Below are 9,542 nucleotides of genomic sequence, written 5' to 3'. Positions count from 1 at the left end.
AGGCCTCACCATGCACATCCTGTTGATCGAAGACGACCTGGACCTGGGGCGGGCGTTGCAGTCTGCGTTGAAGGTGGAGGGCCTGACCAGCGAATGGTTGCGCCGCGCCGTGGACGCGCCGGCTTCTGTGGATGCCACGATGGTGGACTGTGTGCTGCTGGACCTGAGCTTGCCCGACGGCAGCGGGTTCGAGTTGCTCGCCCGCTGGCGTGCGCAGGGCGCGCAGGTGCCCATCATTCTGGTCACCGCTCGCTCGGCGGTGGAGGACCGATTGGCGGGACTCGACGGTGGGGCGGATGATTTTGTGGTCAAGCCATTCGCCATGGCCGAATTGATGTCGCGCATTCGCGCCGTGCTGCGGCGCAGTGCCCGTCAGGCCAGCGAGCGCTGGGCAGTGGGTGAGTTGGTGATCGAACCCCGACGGCACCAGGTGCGTCGTGGCGGTGTGGCGCTGGATCTGTCTCCGCGCGAGTTCCAGTTGCTGCTGGAGCTGGCACGCGAGCCCGGTTCCGTGGTGCCCAAGGGCGTGCTGGCGCAGCGGTTGGACCCGCTGGGCGATCCCGTGGATTTCGGCGCGATCGAGGTGCACGTGTCCAATCTGCGGCGCAAGATCGGAGCAGAGTGGATCCGAACGGTGCGTGGCGTGGGCTACCTGCTGCAAGCATGAACACGAACGTGACGCCAGCGCCTTCCCGGTCGAGCCGGCTGCGTGTGTTGTGGTCGCGTCTGGCCGAGCCGACCTTGGTGCGCCGCAGCGTGGCCTCCGTCATGGTGGCCTTCGTGCTGGTGTGGGCTGTGCTGTTGGGTTACAACTACCATAGGTACAAGCAGGCCATCACCTACGATCCCGGCTTGCTCAAGTACGGTGACGCCGTGCTGGCGTCGCTGGCTGGCATGACTGACGCGGCACATGCGGCCGCGGCGCTCGCTTCCACCGACCACTGGACCAATGTGCGCCGCCGCCAGAGTGGGCTGCTGCCCGGCACGCTTCTGCACGAGCTGCAGGACCGTGCGTCGGGCAGAACGCTTTATGCCGCCAGTGGCCTGCAGGACAAGCAACTGCCACCGGCCACCGTCGGCCCCGATTCAGGTCTTGTCGAAGCGACGGTTCAGGGGCGGCCCTATCGCATCTACACCGGGCAAAACGGGCGCTGGGTGCTGCGTATCCTGGAGCCCAAGCGCGCCGATGCCGACTACTTGCTCTACAACGGACGTTACTTGCTTCCCTACCTTTTGCTGGCCTCGCCGTTCGTGCTGCTGCCCGTGTGGCTGTCGGTACGCAACGGGCTGCGGCCGTTGCAACAACTGGCTGACCGCATCGCTCAACGAAGTGGCGACGAGCTGCAGCCTGTGGGTTTCAATGCCCGACACCGCGAACTCAAACCGCTGGAGCAGTCGTTGGATGCCATGCTGGCCCAGCTGCGCCAGAAGGTCGAGCGCGAACGTGCCTTTGTGCAGGACGCAGCTCACGAAATCCGCACCCCATTGGCCGTGATCAGCGCACAGGTGCATGTGATGGCTCGCGCTTCAAGCGAGCAAGAGCGCACCCGGGCGCAGGCACACATGGAGGAGGCCATTGCCCGTACTTCGCATTTGACACAGCAACTGCTGGACCTCGCTGCCCTTGATGAAGCACAGCGCCCTGTTCCTCGCCATCTGGACCTTGCTCAGTGGCTGCGGACCGCCATGGCGCACGCTGCACCCCGGGCCATGGCACGGTGGGTCGAGCTGTCATTGGATGCGCCTGACAAGCTGCCGGCCAGGCTGGACCTGTTCGCGTGGGAGTCTATCGTGCACAACCTCATCGACAACGCCCTGCGCTACGTCCAAGAGGGAGGTAACGTGTCTGTCGGACTGAAGCAGGAAGACGGTCAACTCCGTTTGGTGATTCAGGACGATGGCCCCGGGATTGCCCCGGCCGAGCACCAGCGCATCTTCGAGCGCTTCTATCGCGGCGTGGGTCATTCCGCCAATGGGTCGGGCCTCGGCTTGGCCATTGTTCGGCAGGCAGCCTGGCGGATGGGTGGCCAGGTACAGGTGGGCCCCGGCCTGGGTGGGTCGGGTGGCCCGGGGGTCGGGTTTTTCGTGAGCTTGCCGCTCGATCGCATGATTGAATTGACGGCATGAATGGTTCCAGAGTGGGTTTCACGTACCATGGTTTCAATGAAGAATCTGCTGGAACGCTTCCACCACCTGCCCGAGCACACGTTCGCGGCCGTTGACACGGTGGTGCGCGAAGGTGGCCCGTCGGGGGCATCTGGATCTTGGGAAGTGGTGCGCTGCAGGTGCGCAAGGGCTGCGAGCTGGTCAATGCGGTCAACCGCCCGGGCGCCATGATTGGCGAGGTCTCGGTGTTGCTGAACAAGGCCTACGACGCCACCGTCGAGGCCACGGCCCCCAGTGTGCTGCGCCACGCCGCCGACCGCCAGGCCTTTCTCGCCATCGACCCCGAGATCAGCCGCCTGGTGGCCGTGGACCTGGCCGAGCTGCTTAATTTTGTGTCCAGCTATCTGTCTGACCTCAAGCACCAGTATGGCGACGCGCCGGGTCTGGCCATGGTGTCGGACGTGCTCAAGCAACTGGCGCTGCGCCAGGCGCCCCTGGCCCGCCCCGGATCCGCGCGCGACCCCGATCCGGATTCCTGACTCAGAACACCGTGCGTGGCGGTCGGGCCGTGTCGTACAGGCGCAGGGTTTCCATGCCCATCATGGACTTCCAGACGGCGTCTCCCGCACCCAGGTCGATTTCGATGTGTGCCGGCACTGGCCCAATCTGGCGCCCGGCGTTGAACACCAGGTCTGGCTCGGGCGGTCGGCCCAGGCGCCGTTGGGCTTGAAGGGCGATTCGTGCACGTGGCCGGTGAGCACCATGTTAGGCCGGTGCTGGGCGATCCAGCCGCCGATGTCCGCATTACCATAGTCGCGGCGACCCGTCCAGCAGGTGGGCGAGCCCAGCGGTGGCCAGTGGTAGATCCACACCCAGCGTGCGCCTCGGTCTGCCACAGCGCGGCCTGCTCGCCCTGCGCATTGGGCCCCGTCAGGTCGTGGTTGCCCGAGCTGATCACTACCCGCCCGAGCGCCTGCAGCAGCGAGAGGTAGCGTCGGATGACCACCGACTGGGTGTCCAGCGCCACCGCTGAACTGATGCCCAGCTGGTCCCCAGCCAGCACACCAGATCAAAAGCCGGCGCAACCCGAACCACCCAGTCGAGTTGCGGCAGGGTGTAGTGCAGATCGGAGACGAGCAGGATGCGCACGGTGCGGGTGGGTCTGGCCTGAGCGGGTGTGCTGGAGGCTCACCAGAATGCCGTCAAAGCGGTAATCGGGTGTCGTCGGGGCTGTCGATTTCTCTCGTCATCCGCCCCACACTCAACTTGAGCCCCAACATGCCAAAGATGCGGTTCATGGTCTGCACACTGCCGTCGCTGCGTTCCTGTTCGATGTCCTGGAGGGTACGGTAGGCGACGCCAGAGAGCTTGGCCATTTCGGCGGTGGTCAGGCGCATGGTTTTTTTGAGGTGGCGCACGGCCTGTGGCAACGACCATTCGGGGTGGGCCAGCACGTCTTCGATGGCTTGTTGGCGCAGGGCCAATTGGTCTGCCACCGGAATGGGGTTGAAGCGTTTGTCCATGGTTTTCAGCTCAGCGCGGCCAGTTCTTGTGCACGGGCCAGAATGCCTGGGCGCAGGTGCTGGAGCAGCCCAGGCTCCAAACCCATGGTTTCACCTTCTGCGGCGATGCGCTCCAGTGTGGGCACCATGGTTTTCAGGCCTTGAACCAGTGGCTTGCGCTGCACCAACTCCGGGCCTTTTCTGCGCTGTTCTTTGTGCACTTGCGCGCTCAGTTCGCAGACGCGGTCGAGCACGCGGCGCCAGTCGGGCTGGCCACCATCGTTGCCTTCCCAGCGGATGCGCCGCGCGATGCCGTCGGAGTGCAGGTACATGGGCGCAAAGTCGAACAGCGGCGTCAGCGCGATTTGGCCCTTGAAGTCTCGTTGGATGGCGGTGTTGCGGGCATGGTTGTCTTTGTTGCCCAAGGCCAGGTTGGCCACGTCGCGTTTGAGGTACTCCAGCACCTCGGTTTGTGGGTTTGTGCAGTGCCGCAGGAGGGCCAGGCACACCTGGTCGTGGCTGGGCACCCCATCAAAGCCGGGCAGGCCGGTCAGGGTGGCGATGCTTTCCTGCGCCAGGCGTGTCACCCCACCGGGGTGTACCTGCCGGTCAAACCGGGGGATGAACAGTGCGCGCTGGCGCAGCGTCAGGGGCGCGTGCACGCGCAGGCCCAGTTGTCGGGCAGCGGCCATGTAGGGCGCTTCGTGCCGCAGGATGCTGGCGAGCTGTGGGTCGGTGCCGCGTCCAAACTTGACGATCAGGTGTTCGACCGCGCGCTCGTCTGGCAGGGTGTGGTCCAGGTAGAGCAGGCCGTCGTCGGCCCGTGTGAGCAGCACCTTGGGCCATTCGCCCTGCACGCCCGACGAGCCGGCGACAAACAGACCGTGTGAGGCCAGGTGCTCGGCGAAGTGGTCGCCGCGTTGCGCCACCTCGTCGTCGGTGAAGCCACGCGTTGCACCCGCGTTGGCGTTGAGCCAGTCGGCCGCTTCCTTGACCCGCAGGTGACCTATGGGGTTGCCGGCGCCGGCCTGGAGCAAGGGCCCGTCGGCCACCAGACCGGCGCTGGCCGGCAGGCCGATGCGTTGCAACAGCTCTTGCCGGCCAAAGCCTTGCGGCAGCATGTCGATGAGAAACATCGGCCAGTGCGCCGCCTGCAGTGGTTGGAGGCCAACAGGCCATGCGGCGCAAAGTGCGTGTGCGTCGGTGGTGCCAGCGTGCTCAACCGCCCATTCGACCGCATACCCCGAGTAGGTGTGGGCCCGCCAACCGTCGTTCTCGGACCCATGCAGGTGCACGCTGGCAGCGTCGTGCCAGGCACCGTTTGCAAACAGCTGTACCGTGCATGTGCGTTGCATACGCACGAAATTTTAGCTAAATCAAGCCGAAATTCGACTTTTTCTGCGCAGTTTTTCGTGTAAATGAGGGTGGGGCGGATCAGGCTGCCGCCCGCCCCAGCGCCCGCATCACCTCGCGCAGCGGCATGCCGTAGCTGCTGGCGAAGTCGGCTTCGCTCAAACCGCTGGCGCTGAACGCGCGGCGCAGGGCTTCGTCGCGTGCTTGGCGACTGGCCACTTCGGCCAGGGCTTCGAGGGTCAGCGCGTTGACTTGCTCGTCGCGGCCCAGCACCTTTTCGGCATAGGCCTCGCGGCTCAGGCCTGATTGCTCGAAGGCCTGTTCCACACGCTGGCGGAACTTGGGGCTCAGGTCTTCGGCCGTGCGCGTCTGGCGGCGGCGGAACACCTCCACCAGCGCGTGGTGTACCTGTTCGGGCAGCAGCGCTTCCACCGGTTGGCCGCTCAGGTCGTGGCGTTGTGCGCCGCTGGCCACGGCTGAGAGGTAGCGGGTGGAGCGCGTATGCAGCGCCAGCGCAGCCTTCAGGCCTTCTTTGTCCAGCACTTCGGGCTGGGCGTCCAGCAGGTCCTGGAAGATGCCGCGCTTGAGCGGGCGCAGCACCTCGCCAAACAAGGCGGGGTAAAGCTCGGCCAGTTGGGCCAGCACAGGGTGCAGCGGCTTGGGCGGTGTCGCTTCGCGGGCTGGGCGGGCGCCCGAGGGGCGGCGGCGATTGCCAGGGGCGGTGCGATGGTGGGTCGGCGGTGCCGGGGAGTCGGTGTGTTGCATGGGGGACGGGCCGTCGAACGGGGTGTCAAGGGGGTCGATTGTGACCGTTTTGCGGGCGGGGCTTTACGCGGATCGTTCGTCGCGCCACAGCGGACGCAGGGCCCACAGCCTCAGTGCCGGGCCGATGGCCAGGCCAGTGAGCAGCCAGTGCAGGGGCCAGGTCCGAGTGAGTTCGACGAACATGTGGGTGGGTGCTGCGCGCCGTGCGTTATTTCCGAAGCTGGGCGAAGGCCTCGAACTCCCATCGGCGCATGGCCAGCACCAGGGTGTAGCCTTCCCGCTCCTTGGCGGCGAGTTTCTGATCGGTTTGGTGCTGCTGGGCAAAGTCCTGCGCCACGCGCTGCAGGCGTTCCAGAAACACAGGCGCCAAGGCGCGGCTGATGGAGCCGTGCACCAGCATCACGCCTTCGCCGTCGGCATCGAAACCCCCGGCGAAGTAGTCCAGCACGGCGTGGTCGCGGAAGTAGTTCATCACCGGCCCGTGCGGGCGCCAACGGAAGGTTTTGGCCAGCTTGAGGCGGTAGCGGTTGAGCGGGCGCAGCTCGATGATGCCGATGCGGTCCAACTGCGCGAGGTACTTCACGCATTCGGGCTCGCTCAGGCGGTAGGCGGCGGTCATTTGCTCCAGCGTCCATTGGCTGAGCACACAGATGGCCACCAGCAGCAGTTTTTTATCGGCCACCACGGCACGTTCCTGCTCGGCGGTCATCTCCTTGAGCAGCGGTTGTGTGTCGGCCACGCGCCGCGCCAACTCGGCGAAGTCCAGCTTGAGGGCGCGGCAAATGTCGTCCACCCTGGACAAGGACATGTCGCCTTTGGCCAGCATGCGCTTGACGCTCGACTCAGCCATGCCCATGGCCTGGGCCAGGTCGGCGTAGGTCATCTGAGCGGCTTTCAGTTCCTTCTTGACGGCGGTGACGAGATCGAGGGTGGTGCTCATGGTGACATGGTATCGATAACCGATACCGTCGGCGCACTCTGGCGGCGATCTGATGGTTGTTGCATGCGCCTTGTGTGGCCCCCTCTACAGTGCGTCGCATCCCATTTTTCAAGAGGTCCACGATGCTGCCGGTCATCCTTGTCACATTTGTTTTTTGCATTGTTATTGAACGGTTGCGTCCGGGCTGGCGTTTGCCGCGCGTGCCCACTTGGCCGTTGCGCGTGCTCGCGATGAATGCGTGTCAGTTGGGGGTTGTGCTGCTCGCTGGGGTGAGTTGGGAGCGCTGGCTTTCGGGCGCCTCGCTGTTTCGCCTGTCGGACCATGTGTCGCCTGCGGCGGGTGGCCTGATCGCCTACTTCATTGCCACCTTCATTTTCTACTGGTGGCATCGCGTGCGTCATACCAACGACACGCTCTGGCGGCTGTTCCACCAGATCCATCACAGCCCCCAGCGGCTGGAGGTGATCACGTCCTTCTACAAGCACCCGGCTGAAATGGTGGTCAATTCCCTCATCGGGAGCCTGTTGGTTTTTGCCACGCTGGGCCTGTCGGCAGAGGCCGGTGCGGTGTACACGCTGTGCACGGCATTGGGTGAATTTTTCTACCACACCAACCTCAAGACACCACGTTGGGTGGGGTTTGTCTTCCAGCGTCCCGAAATGCACCGCATTCATCACCAGCACGATCGGCACAAGAACAACTACGGCGACATCACCTGGTGGGACATGCTGTTTGGCACGTACGAGAACCCGAGCGAATGGACTCACAGCTGTGGATTTGATGCCGCCCGGGAGGAGCGCCTGTGGGACATGTTGTGCTGGCGCGATGTGCACGCCGAGCCTGCACGGGCGGTGCAGCACAATCGCGAAAACCATTCCCAGTGAAACCCGGGACGAACAGGAGGAGCGCAGAGATGTCAAGCCAAGTTGCGGCAACCACGGCGGATCGCACGCCACCCAGCCACACCAACCAGTTCGCCTTGCTCGCGCAGCGCCGTTTCGGCCCCTTCTTCTGGGTGCAATTTTTGGGCGCCGGCAACGACAATGTGTTCAAGTTCGCCTTCACGGTTCTGGTCACCTACCAAGTGCAGTTGCAGTGGCTGCCTCCCGCCCTGGCAGGGCTGGTGATCGGGGCATTGTTCATCCTCCCTTTTCTGCTGTTTTCGGCCACCAGCGGGCAACTGGCCGACAAGTACCCCAAAGAGGTGCTGATCCGCTTTGTTAAGAACCTGGAGATCGCCATCATGTTGCTGGCCGGCTGGGGCTTTGTACAGCAGCACGTGCCGGTGTTGTTGATGTGCGTGTTCCTCATGGGCGCGCACAGCACGCTGTTCGGGCCAGTGAAGTTTGCCTACCTGCCGCAGCACCTCACCGAGCGCGAACTCACGGGTGGCAATGGCATGGTGGAAATGGGCACCTTCGTGGCCATCCTGCTGGGCAATGTGGCCGGTGGCTTGTTGATCGCCCTGCCGCTGGTGGGACCCGCGTATGTGGCCGCCGCGTGCCTGGGGCTGGCGGTGCTGGGGCGCGTGCTGGCCCAGGCGGTGCCTGTCTCTCCAGCCACCGACCCCGCGTTGCAGATCAATTGGAACCCGTTCACCGAAACCAGGCGCAACCTCAAGCTCGCGCATGCCAACGTGGTGGTGTTTCGATCCCTGCTTGGCATCAGCTGGATGTGGTTCTTTGGGGCGGTGTTTCTGGCCAACTTCCCTGCCTTTGCCCGAGACGTGCTGCACGGCAACGAGCAGGTGGCGTCGTTGCTGCTCGTGGTGTTTTCCATTGGCATTGGCGCGGGCGCGCTGATGTGCGAAGTGCTCAGCCGGCGTCATGTGGAAATCGGGCTGGTGCCCTTGGGCGCCTTCGGCATGACGGTGTTTTCGGTGGATCTGTATTTCGCCTCGCGTGGACTGCCGCCCACCGGCGCGGCGTTCACGCTCGGGTCGTTTCTGGCGCAGGCTGCCCACTGGCGCATTCTGGCCGATCTGGCGTTGCTGTCGCTGTTTGCTGGCATCTACAGCGTGCCCATGTACGCGTTGATCCAGATGCGCAGCCAGCCCACCCACCGCGCCCGCATCATTGCCGCCAACAACATCCTCAACGCCCTGTTCATGATCGCCAGCTCGCTGCTGGCGGGGGCTTTGCTTGGGGCTGGTTTCAGCATCAGCGAGCTGTTCCTGTTCATTGGCATCGCGAACGCCGTGGTGGCTTTCTACATCTTCATGCTGGTGCCTGAATACCTGCTGCGTTTTGTGGCCTGGCTGGCATCGCGCCTGGTCTACCGTTTTCGGGTGCAGGGCGATCTGCACATTCCCACCGAAGGCGCTGCGGTGCTCGCCTGCAACCATGTGAGCTACGTGGACGCCGTGTTGCTCATGGCCGCCAGCCCCCGGCCCATCCGCTTTCTGATGGACCACCGGATTTTCAAGGTGCCGGTGCTGGGCTGGCTGTTCCGCTTGGCCAAGGCGATTCCGGTGGCGCCGCAAAAGGACGACGCTGCCGCCTACGAAGCGGCTTTCGAGGCGGCCGCCCAGGTGCTGCGAGAAGGCGATCTGCTGGGCATCTTTCCCGAAGGTGGCATCACCCAGAACGGCGAGCTTCAGCCCTTCAAAGGGGGCATTGCCAAGATACTGTCGCGGGCCCAGCAGGAGGGCGAGTCGGTGGCGGTGGTGCCCATGGCGCTGACCAACCTGTGGGGGTCTTACTTCAGCCGCGTGGAAGTCCGCAACGGTGACCGGGTGGCGATGGTGCGCCCATTTCGCCGTGGCGTGTTCAGCCGAGTGGGCCTGAATGTGGGACAAGCGATCGCAGCAAAAAGTGTCACTTTGGAAGGCTTGCGGGAGCAGGTTGCGGGACTGGCGCGCTAGGCCCCGTACCAGA

10 protein-coding genes are annotated in these 9,542 nt (G+C 64.5%); 5 read left to right on the top strand and 5 right to left on the bottom strand.

The features are described 5' to 3' along the window. Nucleotides 1-10: 10 nt before the first annotated feature. The 3 genes from ACFQPB_RS03975 (at nt 11) to ACFQPB_RS03965 (ending at nt 2,645) form a co-directional block, all read left to right on the top strand. Entirely contained in the window at nt 11-667 is a 657-nt protein-coding gene (locus tag ACFQPB_RS03975; protein ID WP_382201174.1) for a response regulator, read from the top strand. Beyond that, the gene (locus ACFQPB_RS03970) at nt 664-2,127 is read left to right on the top strand and encodes a sensor histidine kinase (RefSeq protein WP_382219927.1); all 1,464 of its coding nucleotides are present in this window, start codon (nt 664-666) and stop codon (nt 2,125-2,127) included. Before ACFQPB_RS03975 ends, ACFQPB_RS03970 begins: the two co-directional genes overlap by 4 nt. 137 nt (nt 2,128-2,264) lie before the next feature. Continuing rightward, nucleotides 2,265-2,645 carry a cyclic nucleotide-binding domain-containing protein gene (locus ACFQPB_RS03965; RefSeq protein WP_382219925.1) on the top strand — a complete coding sequence of 127 codons (381 nt, stop codon included), beginning with the start codon at nt 2,265-2,267 and terminating at the stop codon, nt 2,643-2,645. Between the two features lies 1 nt (nt 2,646). Here ACFQPB_RS03965 and ACFQPB_RS03960 read toward each other — a convergent pair whose 3' ends face one another. The 5 genes from ACFQPB_RS03960 to ACFQPB_RS03940 all read right to left on the bottom strand — a co-directional run bounded on the left by ACFQPB_RS03960 (nt 2,647) and on the right by ACFQPB_RS03940 (nt 6,666). After that, nucleotides 2,647-2,793 (bottom strand): hypothetical protein, encoded by a 147-nt coding sequence (locus ACFQPB_RS03960; RefSeq protein WP_382201168.1) that lies wholly within the window; start codon nt 2,791-2,793, stop codon nt 2,647-2,649. 515 nt (nt 2,794-3,308) lie between these two features. Next, nucleotides 3,309-3,629, bottom strand: coding sequence for a helix-turn-helix domain-containing protein (locus ACFQPB_RS03955; protein ID WP_382219923.1), 321 nt, complete (start codon nt 3,627-3,629; stop codon nt 3,309-3,311). A gap of 5 nt (nt 3,630-3,634) precedes the next feature. Continuing rightward, on the bottom strand, nt 3,635-4,963 hold the full coding sequence (locus tag ACFQPB_RS03950; RefSeq protein WP_382219921.1) for a type II toxin-antitoxin system HipA family toxin: 1,329 nt from the start codon (nt 4,961-4,963) through the stop codon (nt 3,635-3,637). Nucleotides 4,964-5,042: 79 nt separating this feature from the next. Further along, nucleotides 5,043-5,726 (bottom strand): ProQ/FINO family protein, encoded by a 684-nt coding sequence (locus tag ACFQPB_RS03945; protein ID WP_382219919.1) that lies wholly within the window; start codon nt 5,724-5,726, stop codon nt 5,043-5,045. Nucleotides 5,727-5,934: 208 nt separating this feature from the next. Next, on the bottom strand, nt 5,935-6,666 hold the full coding sequence (locus ACFQPB_RS03940; protein ID WP_382219917.1) for a helix-turn-helix domain-containing protein: 732 nt from the start codon (nt 6,664-6,666) through the stop codon (nt 5,935-5,937). A 122-nt stretch (nt 6,667-6,788) separates the two neighbouring features. Here ACFQPB_RS03940 and ACFQPB_RS03935 point away from each other — a divergent pair, with 122 nt between their 5' ends. Together ACFQPB_RS03935 and ACFQPB_RS03930 are read left to right on the top strand one after the other, a co-directional pair. Then, on the top strand, nt 6,789-7,550 hold the full coding sequence (locus ACFQPB_RS03935) for a sterol desaturase family protein (RefSeq protein WP_382203053.1): 762 nt from the start codon (nt 6,789-6,791) through the stop codon (nt 7,548-7,550). A 29-nt stretch (nt 7,551-7,579) separates the two neighbouring features. Next, nucleotides 7,580-9,529, top strand: coding sequence for an MFS transporter (locus ACFQPB_RS03930; RefSeq protein ID WP_382219915.1), 1,950 nt, complete (start codon nt 7,580-7,582; stop codon nt 9,527-9,529). The last annotated feature ends 13 nt before the right edge of the window (nt 9,530-9,542 follow it).

Origin of the sequence: Hydrogenophaga atypica (genome assembly GCF_042665215.1) — a bacterium.
In the GTDB taxonomy this organism is placed as follows: Bacteria; Pseudomonadota; Gammaproteobacteria; order Burkholderiales; family Burkholderiaceae_C; genus Hydrogenophaga; species Hydrogenophaga defluvii_A.
Note: the sequence above shows the minus strand (reverse complement) of the source record. Positions and strands in the feature narration are given on the sequence as shown.

What these genes read in the sequence shown, in the direction of transcription:
- ACFQPB_RS03955 (WP_382219923.1), bottom strand. Translation starts at nt 3,629, where the DNA reads ATGGACAAACGCTTCAACCCCATTCCGGTGGCAGACCAATTGGCCCTG.
- ACFQPB_RS03935 (WP_382203053.1), top strand. Translation starts at nt 6,789, where the DNA reads ATGCTGCCGGTCATCCTTGTCACATTTGTTTTTTGCATTGTTATTGAA.
- ACFQPB_RS03945 (WP_382219919.1), bottom strand. Translation starts at nt 5,726, where the DNA reads ATGCAACACACCGACTCCCCGGCACCGCCGACCCACCATCGCACCGCC.
- ACFQPB_RS03975 (WP_382201174.1), top strand. Translation starts at nt 11, where the DNA reads ATGCACATCCTGTTGATCGAAGACGACCTGGACCTGGGGCGGGCGTTG.
- ACFQPB_RS03930 (WP_382219915.1), top strand. Translation starts at nt 7,580, where the DNA reads ATGTCAAGCCAAGTTGCGGCAACCACGGCGGATCGCACGCCACCCAGC.
- ACFQPB_RS03940 (WP_382219917.1), bottom strand. Translation starts at nt 6,666, where the DNA reads ATGAGCACCACCCTCGATCTCGTCACCGCCGTCAAGAAGGAACTGAAA.
- ACFQPB_RS03970 (WP_382219927.1), top strand. Translation starts at nt 664, where the DNA reads ATGAACACGAACGTGACGCCAGCGCCTTCCCGGTCGAGCCGGCTGCGT.
- ACFQPB_RS03950 (WP_382219921.1), bottom strand. Translation starts at nt 4,963, where the DNA reads ATGCAACGCACATGCACGGTACAGCTGTTTGCAAACGGTGCCTGGCAC.